The organism is Thermodesulfobacteriota bacterium (genome assembly GCA_040753795.1).
Taxonomy (GTDB): Bacteria; Desulfobacterota; Desulfobacteria; order Desulfobacterales; family Desulfosudaceae; genus JBFMDX01.
Genome location: JBFMDX010000005.1, coordinates 261,711 through 276,043 on the forward strand (window position 1 = coordinate 261,711; position 14,333 = coordinate 276,043).

Sequence of the window (14,333 nt, forward strand, 5' to 3'; positions counted from 1 at the left end):
ACCCGCTGCGCCACTGAAAAAACATGGTTTGGCATCATGTTTACGGTTCGCCCGCCATATCAACGGCATCGATATCGCTTTTACCTTGTGAAGAATATACATAAGGTATTGGGAGTTAAAAACAATTAAACAGGAGGGGAGATAATGGACGTTAAAGACTTTTGCAGTGGTTTGGGGCAGGAGCTGGTGGCCTGGAAAGCCAAGTTGTTTGATGTGGTTGCAAAGGCTGACAGGCTGAAGAGTGCGGACAAGGAGAGGGTTCCTGGCAATTTTAATGACATGAAAATCCTTTTACAGGATCTTGAGGAAAAGATCGGACAGCTTAAAACCGAGTGCCCGTCCGACTGGAGCCCGCAGAAAAAAGCCATTGAACAGGGCCATGTGAATATGCGGTCAAAGTATGAGGAAACACTGGAGTTTATTGGGAAAGCAGCACCGGTTTCCATCCCGGGCTAAGACCTTGGTAGAAATTTGACTTTGTAAAAAGAGCGGCGCCTGCGCCGCTCTTTTTTTATGAACAAACCGTCTCTTCCTGCTTTGACTGTGTCGAAGGGGAATATGGGAATACGGTGCTGACTCCAGTTTCCGGCTAAATAGATAAAATGGCACTTTAATGCCCGGAAATTTCGCGAGTTGATTTGGCCGCGGCTGCAGGGACCGCCGTGTGGCGGACTGATGCCAAAGCTCGGGTCCTGGTAACAACAATAGCGCTGTTTTCAAAAACCCGGGGTTTTCTGTAATCCCGAATGTTCTGAAGGCCTCTTCCAGTTTTTCTGTCTATAACGACTTCTTCTCCTTCCGGGATTTGATTCTTTTCCCCTTGCTTATTTCCGTCAGTGGTTTATGATCGTACCATACTCATCATCCGAAAACCATCTGATTTCACAATTAAAAACAGGCTGGTACAGGCCATCTATGGAACATCGGCCCGAATACCTTGAATACATCAGGCGGACCGGCGCCTTTTTCTCCCGGTTTGCCGGAAAACAATCATTCGGAGAAACGGACAAGTCATGATTACCGATCCTGTTGAAGCCAAATTGTTTCGGATCTGGAAGCGGCGGCTGATTTCCTTTTCCCTGTATTTTTCTTTATGGTTCCTGGCCACGGCGGGGTTTCCCGTCATCGCCCTGTTCACGCTCATACCGGATTTGATGCTGCCCCATCGCGCGGCCCTGCCGCGAACAAGATGCGTCCTCTTTTTTACGCTCTACCTGAACTGTGAAATGCTGGGGCTCGCCGGCGCTTTCCTCTCATGGATCATCAGCGGGGCCTTTATGGGTCTGGGCAGGGAACGCTTTATCCGGCAGAATGCATGGCTTCAGGCCCGCTGGGCCCATGCCCTGCTCCACAGTTCCCTGAAGATCTTCTCCATGTCCATCAGGGTGGAAGGCATCGAATGCGCCTTTCCCGGCCCCATCATTCTGCTGATCCGCCACGCGAGCACGGCGGATACGGTCCTGGCTTCGGTCCTTATCGCCAACACCCACCGCATGCTCCTCCGGTTCGTGCTCAAACGGGAATTGCTCTGGGACCCATGCCTGGATGTGGTCGGTAACCGTCTGCCCAATGTTTTCGTGGACCGGAGCGGGCAACACACGGAAAGAGAATTAAGCTGCATCCGCGAGCTTGCCACCGGCATGGGACAACGGGACGGCGTGCTGATTTATCCTGAAGGCACCCGTTTTTATCCCCGCAAACTGGAAACAATCAGGGCAAAACTATCCGCAACCGAACAGCCGGAAATCATGTCACGCGTGAATGCCATGCGGAACGTGCTCCCTCCCCGGATGGGCGGCTTTTCCGCGGCGGTGGAAGGGGCGCCGGAAGCAGATATCGTTATCTGCGCCCACACCGGCTTTGAAGCAGCGGTAAATTTCAGACAGTTCTGGCGGGGCGATCTGATCGGTAAAACCGTTCATGTGAATTTTCGCCGGATCGCAGCACGGGAAATTCCCGGAGATCACCCGAAACGTAAGGAATGGCTTCTTGACCGCTGGCTGGAAGTAGACCGCTGGACCACGGCGCATAAGCCCTGAGGAACGCAGCGTACTCAGCAGTACGTGAAATTACGGAGGATGCAGCGCAACGCAGATATTGGGCTTTTTACCAAGCCATCATGTTTAACGGGCAGGGATTAAAATAACTGGGAGCATTTAAGTATGAAAAATCGTTTATGGCTTTTGCTGATCATTTCAGCCTTCTGTTTGATCGGTTGTTCCCCGAAACACCGGTCTTTCCAGATTTCAACGGATTACCTGAACATATTGCAGGATACGGATCCGCTCCGTTCTCCGGGTTTTAATCCGGACACGAACGCCTCCCGGGAGGCAATCGAAAAATTCCGGAAATTTTACGCTGTTTTTTCACCAGAAAACATTCGCGCCGGCGTCCGGGAACTGTATGCGCCGGATGCCTTTTTCGCCGACGGGTTTAAACACGTTCAGGGACTGGACGCCATAGAGGCCTATTTTCTGAGAAGCGTTGAAAGTGTTCATTCCTGCCGTTTTGAAATAGCGGATGTGGTCGACTCGGAAGGCGAATATTATTTCCGCTGGATCATGCACCTTATCCTCGAGCGGGACCTTGAAAAAGTTATCGAGACCGTGGGCATGTCCCATGTACGATTCAATGACCGGGGGCAAATCGTATTTCACCAGGACTACTGGGACACCTCGCTGATTTATGAGCAGATTCCGGTCCTGGGCCGTGTCATCGCCTGGATCAAAAGTCGTTTTTAATTTCCTATTCCGGTAGCTGGGGTCGGACCGGTCTAACAGACTGATCTAAAACAAAATACAACCAAAAATAGCTGTAAAACAAGGCTTAAAATGATATTTTTGGCCCTAAAAAGAGCAATCTAAACCTTTTCATTTCATAAACGGTAGACAAAGATGTGGTCTCGTATAATGACAGGTCTTTGCTTCTCGCGAAAAAGATGAGGAGTCTTAAAGTAATGTTTTTACCATTAAAAAAGATATTTTAAAGGTAGAAAACAGCTACGTTTCCCATGATTATCTTTTATAATTAGACTATTGGCTTGGTCCGACCCCAAACTACCCCAAACTACAGGCTAAATGTGCAACCGCAGCGACTGGAGGGAGTTGATTTTTTCCGTCAGGCCGTAACGTTGCCTGATGTTTCTGAAGTTTTTCGCTTCCGGATAGCCCCGTTCAAAAACCCCGGCCTTCATGCGGGCGTCCTTGGCCAGGTAGTGCCGGCCGCCGTGAGCGATGACGATGGCGTCCAGCTCGTCCAGGAAGGGGAAGAGACGGGGATGCATGGGAAAATCAAGGGCCAGGGAGCACCCTTTCAGGGGGAAGGACAGGGGGTTGTCGTTGGCGGGCCCGAACAGTTTGAGCACGCCCAGAAACGGGCCAACGTTTTCATCCCTCATTTTTCCGAACACGGCGCGCAGCCCCGCGGTCCCGGCTTCGTCGGGGAGCACGAACTGGTATTGAATGAAGCCGGAGGGGCCGTAAAGGCGGTTCCATGAATCCAGGCGGTCCAAGGGATAAAAGAATTGGTCCAGGGATACCCGGCGGGTCCGGGCGGAGGGGCCCGCGGCCAGGAAATAGAGCCGGTTGAACAGGCGGACGGAAAACCGGTTGAGCAGCGGCGAAGGGAACCGCTCCGGAACGGACAGGGAGCGGGGCGGCGGCCGGCTCAGGTCGCCGTCATCGGCGTGTTCGCCCAGCATGACCAGGCCGCGGCCGTTCTTCTCAAGGCAGTCGACCCAGGCAACGGAATACGGCACGGCCTGATGGTGTTCAAGGTTTTCAAGGATCTCGTTCAGCCCCCGGCAGCGGATGGTCCGTTCCCGAATAAAAGCGCTGTTAACGCGGACCAGCCGCAGGGCGGCGTCCAGGACCAGGCCGGTCAGGCCCATGCCGCCGCAGGTGGCCCGGAACAGGTCGGGGTTTTCCTGCCGGCCGCAGGTCATGATCCGGCCGTCCGGCAGCATCAGCCGGAAAGAAAGGACAGACGAACTGAAGCACCCCTGCTGGTGGTGATTCTTACCGTGAACGTCGGCGGCAATGGCACCGCCCACCGTGATCTTCCTGGTGCCGGGCGTGACCTTGAGAAACCAGCCCCGGGGCAGGGTCCGGTCGATGATTTCCGCCAGGGTCATGCCGGCGGCGCAACGGATAATGCCCCGGCCTTCATCAAGGTCGATCAGCCGATGGTAATGCCGCGTGAAAATCACCTCCCGGTTCAGGGCGCTGTCCCCGTAGCTACCCCCGGCGCCATGGGCAATCCAGGGGTGCCCGGCCGACACCAGGGCCGCGGCTTCATCTTCGGTTTCATAGAAGCTGCCTTGCGCCTCAACGCGGGGATATCGCCCCCAACCGGATAGCAACATGGCCTTCCTCATTCCGGATATATTTCCCTCGCCTTGCAGGGGCGGCCTTCAGGCCGCATTAAAAAAATCAAAAGGCCGGACCCGGTCCCGGATGTCGCCTGAAGCAACGGCTTGTTCAAAGTCATCGGCCAGCAATCGGCTCTGGCCGGCCACCGTCTCCCAGTAACGGAACCGCTCTTCATCCCGGCGGTGGAGAAGCTTGAAGTCGTTGCGGTCGGATATTTTCCCGTAGGGCAGGCCGGCCACAAAATCCGGCGACGGCGCCGCCAGCAGCACGTTGTCCAGCCATGCCGGGACCGGCTTCCGCCAGGTGATCTTTTTATCGAACCAGCCCGGAACGATCCTGGGAATATAATGGGGAAAGAGCACGATCCGGTCGGGGTCGCAGGGAAAGGGAAGGTTCATGTGATAATCGATGATGCCACCATCCCGGTAAACGCCGGACGGCGCGCCCGGGATGTCGCTGACACCGGACATGACCAGGGGGATGGAGCCCGAGGCCATGACCGCCGCGCGGAAGTTTTCCTGGCTTAAGGTCACGCGGCGATCGGAAAAACCGTTAAGCCCGTTCCAGAAACCGTCGGCTGCCGGATGCTGGAACAGGACCCGCTGGAAAAATAGCCGCAGCGAAGCGCGGGATACGGCATTGCCGGCGGCGGCCAGGCCCAGGGCGGGGATCTGCCGCAAGGGAGTTTCACTGGCCAGGGCCGCCCGGGCGCACCGGGCCGTCACGAAGGCCGGCCGGAAAAACGGATGAGCCAGGACCTGGCGGATTTCATCGTCGCCGATATACCCGGCCAGCACCCGTTCGCTTTCCCGAGACACTTCGGCCGGAGTGGGTTTGGTTTCGTAGCGCTGATGGATGTAGGCCTCTTTGAGGCGATCAAAGGCCGCTCCGGGATCCCTGACGGAAGCGGCGGCAAACTGCCAGGCGCCGATGGAGGAGCCGATCAGATGCAGCGGATCACTTCTACCCGCGAAAAACCGGGTGAACAGTAAGCGGTTTAAGCCATAGAGGACCAGCCACTTGGGGCCGCCCGCAGCGCCGGTTACCACCTGCACCCGCCCGGGCTTTAGCCCCTCCTCGCGGATGATGGACAGGGCCTTTTTCCCGGCGAAAAAAAGAAGGTCTTTCGACATATCAGTATTATCTCTCGGATGCTTCACAAATCTATGGGCATATATGAAGGGCGCCTCTACGGGTCTATGCCAAGGGCATCAAGCCTGCGTAGGGGAAACCTTCAGGATTCCCGTTTCCGCTGGCGGCCTGAAGGCCGCCCCTACATTCACTTGGCCCCTCGACCCCTCGAACCCTCGGCCCCTTGAATCCTCACAAGCCCTTAAGCCAGCATGCCGCCATCGCAGGTAATACAACTGCCGGTGGTAAAAGACGACGCGTCCGAAACCAGGTACAGCACGGCCCCGGCCATTTCCTCCGGCTGGGCGATGCGGCCCATGGGAATGCCGCCGACGGCATAATCCAGAATGGCCTTGTTGGCGATGATGGCTTCGCTGAACTTGGTGTCGGTCAGGCCCGGCAGGAGGGCGTTGACGCGGATGTTCTTGGCGGCCAGTTCCTTGGCAAAGGCCTTGGTCATGCCCACAACGCCGGCCTTGGTGATGGAATAAATGCCCTGCATGGGCGCCGGCCGCACGGCGTTGACCGACGACACGTTAACGATGGAACCCGGTGTGCCGGTTTCGATCATCAGCCGGGCCGCGAACTGAATGATGAAAAACGGCCCCTTGAGATTGACGTCGTTGGTCTTGTCCCAGGCCCACTCCTCGGCGTTGAGCATTTCGCCAAAATAAGGGTTGGTGGCGGCGTTGTTGACCACAATATTCAGCTTACCGTATTTGTCTTTAATGTGCCGGAAAAGAGCATTGAGTTGTTCCATGTCGCCGACATGGCAGGCCAGGGCTTCGGCCTTACCGCCGGCGGCTTTAATCTTGTCCGCCACGTTATTCAAGGGATCGATCTTGCGGCCGGTCAGAATACACTGGGCGCCGTTGGCGGCCAGCGTCAGCGCGATGGACTCCCCTATCCCCCTGCTGGCGCCGGTGATCAGGGCCACCCTGTCCTTTAATGAAAAATCAACCATCTGTTACCTCCTGAATGAAATTATATGTTCGCAAACGCCGCGAAGTTATCGCCCAGTATCTTCCGCCGGTCAGCGGCATCGGGCAGCAGCCGTTCAATTCTTTTCTTTATCCGGCACATGTCAAAAGTGCCCTGCTCATCATGAAAACCGAAGGGACAGTCGGTGCCATAGCAGCACCGGTCCACGCCCAGGGCCCGGACCACATCCGCCAGGATCTTCTTGCCCACGTAACTGGTCTGGGACACGTCCACCAGAATGTTCCGGTTGCCCGCTATTTTCCGCCAGGTATCGGCATATTCGGGAAAGCCGGCGTGGGCCAGGATGAGTTTCAGGCCGGGCACCTGCGTCACCAGATCCTCGAACCGGCCGTGTTCACCGAACCCGACGTGAATCAGCAAGGGCCGGCCGTCGGCCGCGGCCGCCCGGGCCACCGGGACCAGGGCCTCCGGAGCGTAACGGTGCCAGAAGGGATGGGCCTTGACGCCGATGGCGCCGGGATGGTCCTTCCAGCGTTCGTATTCCCTGACCGGATCAACATTCCCCCGCGGGTTGACAAATATCCAGCCGAAAAAACGGTCCGGATGCCTGTCCACGGCCTCAAACACCAGGGCATTGTCCGGATCCTGATAAATGGAATAGGCGCCGGCCGGCAGCTTGATGTCGCCCTCCGGGGTAAAACGCGCCGCCATAAACCGGGCCGCCCAACGCAAGGACGCATGCGTCAGCAGAAAATGAAACAGCTTGATCAGCAGCGGACCGGTCTCCGGAATGGGATCGCACATGGGCGCCATGAGGGCGGTCCTGTCGATCCCGCAGGCATCCATTTTTTTCAGCAGCAGATCAACGGGCAGCAGCCGCTCTTCCAGATGGGCATGGCAATCGATGATCATGGTTTCCCTCCTCCCGCATGGCTCACGTAAAAGGTGACGATAACAAGTAGCGGAAGTTCTTCAGCCTTCCATTTATCATGGAGGGCTGAAGCCCTCCGCTACATAGTGACGTCTTATCCTGTCAGGCTGACCATTCAGCATATGATGGCGCGGTAAAAAGTTCAAGATCAAGGCGCGCAAATCCCGAGGAATGCAGTCACGCCTGTGGCGTGATGAAATTCCGAGGGATGAAGCGCAACGCCGATATTGAGCTTTCTACCGCGCCATCAGAATTCCGGGTTTTGCATGGCCTTGAGGGCCGCCCTCTCCAGCACCTCCACCGCCGCGATGAGCAGGCCGAACCGCTCATCCTTGGTCTGGCCGTGATAAAAGCGGTAATAGATCTGCTGGGCGATCACGGCCAGGCGGAAAAGGCCGAACACGAAATAGAAGTTGAAATTATCGACCTTGCGGCCGCTCCTGTCAAGATAAGCCGCCACCACCTCCCGCCGGGTCATCATACCCGGCGCGGTTGTCGGCAGCATGCGAATCAGCTTCTGCTCCTCCAGGTCATCGGCCTGAACCCAGTATCCCAGGGACGAGCCCAGGTCCATGAGGGGATCGCCCAGGGTGGCCATTTCCCAGTCAAAGACGCCAATGATCTCCAGAGGGTTGTCCGGGTTAAGCACCAGGTTGTCGAACTTGTAATCGTTATGAATGATGCAGGGGGTATCGATATCCGCCGGCATGTTGTCCGCCAGCCAGGCCATGACCTTCTCGTAATCCGGCGCGTCCGGAGTGCGGGCATCGCGATAGCGGCGGCTCCATCCTTCCACCTGCCGCCGGACATACCCTTCCGGCTTACCGAAATCCGCCAGGCCGATGGCCTGGTAATCAACGGCATGTAAACGGCACAAAATATCGATCATGTTGTCGCACAGTTTGCGGACGGCCTCCGGCGCCATGTTCAGCTCGGCCGGAATGTTCTTGCGCAGCACGATCCCCCGCACGCACTTCATGACGTAAAAATCGCACCCCAGGACCTCCGGATCGTCACAGAAGGCCAGCGCTTCCGGGCAAAAAGGAAAGACCGGATGAAGGGCCTTTAAGATCCGGTACTCCCGGGACATGTCGTGGGCGGTTTTCGCCTTGCGGCCAAAGGGCGGACGACGCAGCACCAGTTCGGTATCACCCACTTTCAGTAAATAGGTCAGGTTGGAAAACCCGCTGGGAAACTGCCTGACCGTCAACTCTCCCGACAGACCGGTGATGGTATCCTTTAAATAGGTTTCGACCTTTATAATATCGAGGTCTTCACCCTCCCTTACCGTTTTCGGCTGATCGATGACACTCATCGTCTCCCCTCACTTAATAACTTAACCACTTAAAACTTAATCACTTAAAACTTAATCACTTTATAACTACCCCCAACGCCCGTTCGACGAATTTGACGACAAAATCCGCATACTCATCCACGCTGATTTTTCTTTTCGTATATTTCCACCGTTTCAGGTACCAGTCCTGAAGCAGGGTCTTGATCAGCGACGCCGCCAGCAAGGTGTTGCCGGTGGTAAACCGTCCGGCTGTCACGCCCGCGGCCAGGATATCGGCAAAGACCTTTTCCGTATACAATTCGCTGGCGATCACCTTCTTCTGCTCCTCTTTGTTCAAATTTTTGGCTTCCATGAAGAAGAAGTAGAACCAGGGCTGCATGGCTTCGCTCAGATACAGATGAGTACGGATGGCGATGTCGAGCTTTTCCACGGGTTCGGTCTTTTTGCCGATTTCCTCTTCCAGGAGTTTTCCGGTAATCCGATAGCCCTGCTCCTGGATAACGGCCAGGAGCTGTTCCTTATTGGAAAAATAGGAATAGAGCGCGCCCAGACTTAAATTGGTTTCACGGGCCAGCTCCCGAAGGCTCATGGAGTGGAACCCCTTTTTGTTGCTCAGGCTCAGGGTGGCGTTATAGATATTGACCAGATTCTTCACCACCACCGCCTCTTTTTTCACTTTGATGGCGGCACGATTCTCGCGGAAGATATCCCGGCAGATATCCTCCATGGAAAGCATGACCTTGTCTTTAAAGTCGGCGTACGTCATTTTAGTCTGCTACTTACCCTGGTAACTTTTCAGGATCCGCTTGGACACGGACATTTTGTGGACTTCATCGGCGCCGTCGTAGATCCGGGCGGCCCGCTCATGACGGTAGAAGAACGCCAAAATGGTGTCATCGGTCATGCCCAGCCCGCCGTGCACCTGCAGGGCCCGGTCGATCACCCGCAGCATGGTGTTGGCCACGTAAAACTTGATAAAAGAGACGTCGTCGCGGGCCTCTTTCTGGCCGTAGCGGTCGATTTTCCAGGCGGCGTGCAGGGTCATCAGCCGGGCCGCCTGCATCTCCGCGGCTGAATCGGCCACCCATTGACGGACGATCTGGCGCGTGGCCAGTGTCTGGCCGTCGGGCAGGATCAGCCGCTGGTTGGCCCGGCGGCACATCATGTCAAAGCAGCGTTTGCTGATGCCCAGCCAGCGCATGCAGTGATGGATCCGGCCGGGGCCCAGCCGTTCCTGGGCGATGACGAACCCGTGGCCTTCCGGCCCCAGCAGGTTCTTCCGCGGCACCCGGCAGGATTGATAGAGAATTTCGCCGTGGCTGGCGTAGTCGCTGCCCTTCTCGCCCATGACCGGCAGGTTGCGGACCAGGTTGAAGCCGGGAGTGTCCGTGGGCACGATGATCATGCTGGCCCGCAGATATACCGGTGCTTCCGGGTTGGTGACGGCCATGACGATGGCAAACTTGGCGCCATCAGCGGCGGTGGTGTACCATTTATGACCGTTGATGACATAGTCGTCCCCGTCCTTGACGGCGGTGGTATCCAGCATGACCGGATTGGAGCCGGGCAGGTCCACTTCGGTCATGGAAAAGCAACTGCGGATCTTTCCCTCGACCAGGGGCTTGAGATACTGTTCCTTCTGCTCCGGCGTACCGTGCAGATGAAGGATCTCGATGTTGCCGGCGTCCGGCGCCTGGCAGCCGAAAACATAATGGCCCAGCGGGCAGCCGCCCAGGGCTTCGGACACCAGGCCGTGATCCACCAGGGAAAGGCCCATGCCGCCCAGTTCCGTCGGGATCTGCGGACCCCACAGTTCCATCTTCTTGACCATCGCCCGTTTTTCCGCCAGCACCGGCACCATTTCCTTGAAATCATGGGTCACGAACTCCGCTTCCAGGGGCATCAGCTCCTTTTCCACGAACTCGTGAATCATCTCCAGAATGGTCTTCATCTTATCCGATATTTCAAAATCCATGTTTTCCTCCCAAATTGATTATTCGTTATTAATAACAAACACCTGACAAATAGCGTGATCCTGATGGCTTTGTTAAAAGTTCAAGATCAAGGCGCGCAAATCCCGAGGGGCGGAACGTACTTTTTCGTACGTGAGCACCCGAGGGATGCAGCGCAACGCAGATATTGAGCTTTTAACGAAGCCATCACCGATACGTAACGAGATTCTCCTTCTCCGGATGAGCCAGCCAGTCGTGCTCGTTGAACGACGCCAGCATCATCGCCTCAGGCGTGCATTTAAAACGGGTCATGGAGCAGTTGATCACCTGCCAGTTCACCCGCATGGTCATCTCTCCGGAAAGGGCCAGGGCCCGCTGCACAGCCACCGCCGTCGGCCCGCCGGACGTGAACACGCCCACCTGCCGGCCGCGCCCGTCCTGGTCCAGGATCTTGTCGATGCCCCGGTTGACCCGGGAAGAGAATTCATCCCATGACATCAGGTCGGCCGCTGAATATTCGCCCCTGACCCAGCGCAGGGCCGCCTCTTCGAACACGCGCTGGAAGGCCCGTCCGTCGATGAACATGGCGGCCACATCATTATTATAGGATTCGCTCTCCGCGGCCAGGACCGGAACCAGCGTTCGCAGCACGCCGCCGAAATCATACTCCGCCAGTTCCGGCATCTCCGTGACGGTAAAATGATTGATGCCGGCCAGCCGGCACCTTGACAGATAGGGTTCGGCGGTCTGGCGGTGACGGACCTGGGGCCCGATATAGACCGTGTCAAAAACAATTTTTCTTTCCAGCAGGTGATCCGCCAGCCGGCCGGCCTGGATCATCCCCTGTTCGGAAAGCTGGTCGTAGTTCTCCTTTCCAAAGGATGCCTGGCCGTGACGGATGAAGTAGATCGTGCTCATACGGTTTCCTGTTTTTATTCATCATAGGCCGATAATTTGCGTTGTCAATAAAAATCTAACGAACGTTCGTTTTTTTGTTGTAACCGTCAGCTCCTTGCGGTAATATGAACAAAACGAAAGAGAAAATGCCATGAAACTTCTTGTTTGCGTCAAGCACGTCATTGATATCGAGCAGCAGATCGACATCCGCAATGACCGCCTGTGGATCGCGGAGAACGAAGACACCCGTTTTCACATGAACTATTTTGACGAATTTGCCGTGGAAGAAGCCGTCCGGATCAAAGAACGGTTTACGGGCGTTACCATTGACGTCCTGACCCTGGGGCCAGGCAGCGCGGAAGTCACCCTGCGACGGGCCATGGCCCTGGGCGCGGACCATGCCATTCATATTCTGAGCCCTGAGAACGGCTTTGTGCCGGCCGAGGAAACGGCTTTTCATATCGCGGAATTTGTCAAAACCGAAGCTTATGATTTGATTCTCTTCGGGGTCATGTCCGAAGACAGCATGCAGAGCCTGACCGGGCCCATGACCGCGGCCATGTGCGGCCTGCCCTGCGCGGCCGCGGTGGTCGACCTGACGATGGCTCCGGAAACCCGGAGCCTGACCGCGGTCTGCGAACTGGCCGGCGGCCTGCGCGAAACCGTGCGCCTGCCGCTGCCGGCGGTTATCACCACGCAGTCGGGCATCAACCAGCCCCGGTACGCCTCCCTGTCCAACCGCCTGCGGGCCAAGTCACAGGCCATCCGGACGATCGTTCCGGAATCAACGAAACTGCCGAAACCGCGGCAGCACCCCCTGTCCGTCTTCCTGCCCGCTAAAACCGGGGCCGGTGAGTTCATTCAGGGGACCATCGAGGAAAAAGCCCGCACCCTGATTGACCTGCTGCATCAGAAATCGCTGATATGAAAGGATGACCGATGAAAAACAATATCCTGCTGGTAGCGGAAACAATCGACAACCAGGTAGCGCCGGTCAGCGCCGAGCTGTCCGGCCTGGCCGCCCGCCTGTCGGCCATTACCGGCGGCCGGGCGAATTTTCTGATTGCCGGCAGCGATATCGTCGGACCGGCCGGGGAGTTCGCGGCCAAGACCGGCCGGCCGGCGCTTGTGATTCAGCACCCGTCGCTGTGCTATCCCAACCCGGAGCTGCTGGCCGACGTCGTGTCCGATCTGGCCGCCCGGCAGTCCTTTCATTATATCTGTTTCCCGCACACGGCTACCGGATGTCAGGCCGCGGCCAGAGCCGCGGTTAAAACCAACGCCGTCTGCGTTTCGGGGATCAGCGACCTGCGAGCGGACGAGGATGACATCATCTTTCAGCGGTCCCTGTTCAACGGCAAACTGGCCATGGACATCAGGGCGACCGACGGACCGGTGGTACTGACCGCCCTGCCCGGCGCTTTTTCTAAATCGCCGGACGACCCGGGCCTGACGGCCGATCCGGAAATAATTGTCCGGTCCGTGGAGAACACCGCCGTTGCTTATCAACCCCTGACCATTACCGCCGCCGATGACACGGACGCGGGCATCGACAGGGCGGACATCATCATCGCCGCCGGTCGCGGCATCGGCGACCGGGAAAACCTGGAACTGGTCCACCGCCTGGCCCGGCTCTTTCCCAACGCCGCGGTGGCGGCCTCGCGGCCCCTGTGCGACCTCAAATGGCTGCCCTACTCCCGCCAGGTCGGCGCCACCGGCAAAACCGTTGCCCCCAAACTTTATCTCGCCTGCGGCATTTCCGGCGCCCAGCAGCATGTTTACGGCATGAAAGACTCCCAGTGGATCGCGGCCATCAACACCGACCCCAACGCCGCCATCTTTTCCGTGGCCGACTACTGCGTGGTGGAAGATGTCACGACCTTCCTGCCGGTCCTGGCGGATATGTACGAAAATCGATAGAGACAAGGCATGCCTTGTCTCTACGTTACCTTTATCACCACCGTTCCCTAAAACTTCAGCCCGATGCCGCCGCCGGTCTGGACATTGCCGCCGGCCATGCTGGTGCCCAGGTTTAAGTGAATGTTCCTCGTGGTGTAATGCTGAACCGACAGGGCCACGGCGTTCTTGCCGTGGGAATTGCCGAACCCCATAGCCACGCCCGATTCTCCGGGAGCCAGCGGCAGGAAGGCCCGGGACATGGCAATGGCGCCGGCAATACTCCGGTTGGCTTCCTGGTCCAGGTCATTGATGCGGTCGTCGGTGTAGTCGTTGGCCGAGGCCAAGGTAGCCGAAGCATAGGACTGGGCCTGATAGACGTTGACCGCGTCATAAGCGTCCACGCCGTAATCCACGTAGACAATCCGTCTTTCGTTGCCCTGCGACCCCACGGACACGACATTGTCGGCCCCGTCGTCAGTAGAATTGGACCCGATGGCCGCGGAGTTTTCACCGGTCGAGGTGGCGCCCTGGCCCAGGGCCGCGCTCTTTTCCCCCGTGGCCGTGGCATAATCGCCCACGGCCGATCCGCCGTTCCCGGCGCTGGCATCGGTACCCACGGCCACCGAACCGGTGGCCACGGCCCCGCTGCCGATGGCAATGGCGTTGGCGCCCGTAGCCCGGGCGTTCATGCCCACGGCCAGGGAATTGGCGGCCGAGGCCACGGCCCCGGAACCGGCAGCCATGGCATTGTCGCCGTTGGCTTCAGGATCGGCATACCCGCCGGTGTTGTTGACGGCGATGAGGCTGTCCGTGTACCCGTTGGCCGAAGCCAGGGCGTCGGCCGAACGATTGTCCGCGTAGCCGTTGGCCGAGGCCAGGGTGCCGGCCGCGGCGGCGTCCGTGTAAGTGTTGGCCGA

General features: G+C 57.6%; 14 protein-coding genes. 5 read left to right on the forward strand and 9 right to left on the reverse strand.

What is annotated here, in order from left to right; translation table 11 throughout:
* Positions 1–144 precede the first annotated feature (144 nt).
* From AB1724_08925 to AB1724_08935, 3 genes are all read left to right on the forward strand, one after another.
* On the forward strand, positions 145–456 hold the full coding sequence (locus AB1724_08925) for a hypothetical protein (protein MEW6077921.1): 312 nt from the start codon (positions 145–147) through the stop codon (positions 454–456).
* 557 nt (positions 457–1,013) lie between these two features.
* Positions 1,014–2,039: a lysophospholipid acyltransferase family protein gene (locus AB1724_08930; protein MEW6077922.1), complete on the forward strand. Its 1,026-nt coding sequence runs from the start codon at positions 1,014–1,016 to the stop codon at positions 2,037–2,039.
* Between the two features lie 123 nt (positions 2,040–2,162).
* Positions 2,163–2,741, forward strand: a complete 579-nt coding sequence (locus tag AB1724_08935) for a nuclear transport factor 2 family protein (GenBank protein ID MEW6077923.1) — start codon at positions 2,163–2,165, stop codon at positions 2,739–2,741.
* Positions 2,742–3,073: 332 nt separating this feature from the next.
* Here the strand turns inward: AB1724_08935 and AB1724_08940 are convergent, their stop codons facing one another.
* The 8 genes from AB1724_08940 to AB1724_08975 all read right to left on the reverse strand — a co-directional run bounded on the left by AB1724_08940 (position 3,074) and on the right by AB1724_08975 (position 11,538).
* Positions 3,074–4,363 carry an FAD-binding oxidoreductase gene (locus AB1724_08940; protein MEW6077924.1) on the reverse strand — a complete coding sequence of 430 codons (1,290 nt, stop codon included), beginning with the start codon at positions 4,361–4,363 and terminating at the stop codon, positions 3,074–3,076.
* A 48-nt stretch (positions 4,364–4,411) separates the two neighbouring features.
* Positions 4,412–5,503, reverse strand: a complete 1,092-nt coding sequence (locus AB1724_08945; protein ID MEW6077925.1) for a patatin-like phospholipase family protein — start codon at positions 5,501–5,503, stop codon at positions 4,412–4,414.
* 200 nt (positions 5,504–5,703) lie between these two features.
* Positions 5,704–6,465, reverse strand: coding sequence for an SDR family oxidoreductase (locus AB1724_08950; GenBank protein ID MEW6077926.1), 762 nt, complete (start codon positions 6,463–6,465; stop codon positions 5,704–5,706).
* Between the two features lie 20 nt (positions 6,466–6,485).
* Complete coding sequence (locus tag AB1724_08955) at positions 6,486–7,355, reverse strand: amidohydrolase family protein (protein ID MEW6077927.1); 870 nt, start codon at positions 7,353–7,355, stop codon at positions 6,486–6,488.
* 266 nt (positions 7,356–7,621) lie between these two features.
* Positions 7,622–8,689: a phosphotransferase family protein gene (locus AB1724_08960; GenBank protein ID MEW6077928.1), complete on the reverse strand. Its 1,068-nt coding sequence runs from the start codon at positions 8,687–8,689 to the stop codon at positions 7,622–7,624.
* A gap of 55 nt (positions 8,690–8,744) precedes the next feature.
* Positions 8,745–9,434 carry a TetR/AcrR family transcriptional regulator gene (locus tag AB1724_08965; protein ID MEW6077929.1) on the reverse strand — a complete coding sequence of 230 codons (690 nt, stop codon included), beginning with the start codon at positions 9,432–9,434 and terminating at the stop codon, positions 8,745–8,747.
* A gap of 9 nt (positions 9,435–9,443) precedes the next feature.
* Complete coding sequence (locus tag AB1724_08970; protein ID MEW6077930.1) at positions 9,444–10,643, reverse strand: acyl-CoA dehydrogenase family protein; 1,200 nt, start codon at positions 10,641–10,643, stop codon at positions 9,444–9,446.
* Between the two features lie 184 nt (positions 10,644–10,827).
* Positions 10,828–11,538 (reverse strand): histidine phosphatase family protein, encoded by a 711-nt coding sequence (locus AB1724_08975; GenBank protein MEW6077931.1) that lies wholly within the window; start codon positions 11,536–11,538, stop codon positions 10,828–10,830.
* Between the two features lie 130 nt (positions 11,539–11,668).
* Here AB1724_08975 and AB1724_08980 point away from each other — a divergent pair, with 130 nt between their 5' ends.
* Positions 11,669–12,445 carry an electron transfer flavoprotein subunit beta/FixA family protein gene (locus AB1724_08980; GenBank protein MEW6077932.1) on the forward strand — a complete coding sequence of 259 codons (777 nt, stop codon included), beginning with the start codon at positions 11,669–11,671 and terminating at the stop codon, positions 12,443–12,445.
* Positions 12,446–12,456: 11 nt separating this feature from the next.
* On the forward strand, positions 12,457–13,437 hold the full coding sequence (locus AB1724_08985) for an electron transfer flavoprotein subunit alpha/FixB family protein (GenBank protein ID MEW6077933.1): 981 nt from the start codon (positions 12,457–12,459) through the stop codon (positions 13,435–13,437).
* Positions 13,438–13,484: 47 nt separating this feature from the next.
* On the opposite strand, the gene AB1724_08990 is transcribed toward AB1724_08985, so the two are convergent.
* The coding region (locus AB1724_08990) for a YadA-like family protein (GenBank protein ID MEW6077934.1) at positions 13,485–14,333 on the reverse strand (849 nt) is incomplete at its 5' end.

Bases quoted from the DNA above. Each gene is read 5' to 3' on its own strand.
- AB1724_08925 (MEW6077921.1), top strand. From the start codon at position 145: ATGGACGTTAAAGACTTTTGCAGTGGTTTGGGGCAGGAGCTGGTGGCC.
- AB1724_08930 (MEW6077922.1), top strand. From the start codon at position 1,014: ATGATTACCGATCCTGTTGAAGCCAAATTGTTTCGGATCTGGAAGCGG.
- AB1724_08935 (MEW6077923.1), top strand. From the start codon at position 2,163: ATGAAAAATCGTTTATGGCTTTTGCTGATCATTTCAGCCTTCTGTTTG.
- AB1724_08940 (MEW6077924.1), bottom strand. From the start codon at position 4,363: ATGTTGCTATCCGGTTGGGGGCGATATCCCCGCGTTGAGGCGCAAGGC.
- AB1724_08945 (MEW6077925.1), bottom strand. From the start codon at position 5,503: ATGTCGAAAGACCTTCTTTTTTTCGCCGGGAAAAAGGCCCTGTCCATC.
- AB1724_08950 (MEW6077926.1), bottom strand. From the start codon at position 6,465: ATGGTTGATTTTTCATTAAAGGACAGGGTGGCCCTGATCACCGGCGCC.
- AB1724_08955 (MEW6077927.1), bottom strand. From the start codon at position 7,355: ATGATCATCGATTGCCATGCCCATCTGGAAGAGCGGCTGCTGCCCGTT.
- AB1724_08960 (MEW6077928.1), bottom strand. From the start codon at position 8,689: ATGAGTGTCATCGATCAGCCGAAAACGGTAAGGGAGGGTGAAGACCTC.
- AB1724_08965 (MEW6077929.1), bottom strand. From the start codon at position 9,434: ATGACGTACGCCGACTTTAAAGACAAGGTCATGCTTTCCATGGAGGAT.
- AB1724_08970 (MEW6077930.1), bottom strand. From the start codon at position 10,643: ATGGATTTTGAAATATCGGATAAGATGAAGACCATTCTGGAGATGATT.
- AB1724_08975 (MEW6077931.1), bottom strand. From the start codon at position 11,538: ATGAGCACGATCTACTTCATCCGTCACGGCCAGGCATCCTTTGGAAAG.
- AB1724_08980 (MEW6077932.1), top strand. From the start codon at position 11,669: ATGAAACTTCTTGTTTGCGTCAAGCACGTCATTGATATCGAGCAGCAG.
- AB1724_08985 (MEW6077933.1), top strand. From the start codon at position 12,457: ATGAAAAACAATATCCTGCTGGTAGCGGAAACAATCGACAACCAGGTA.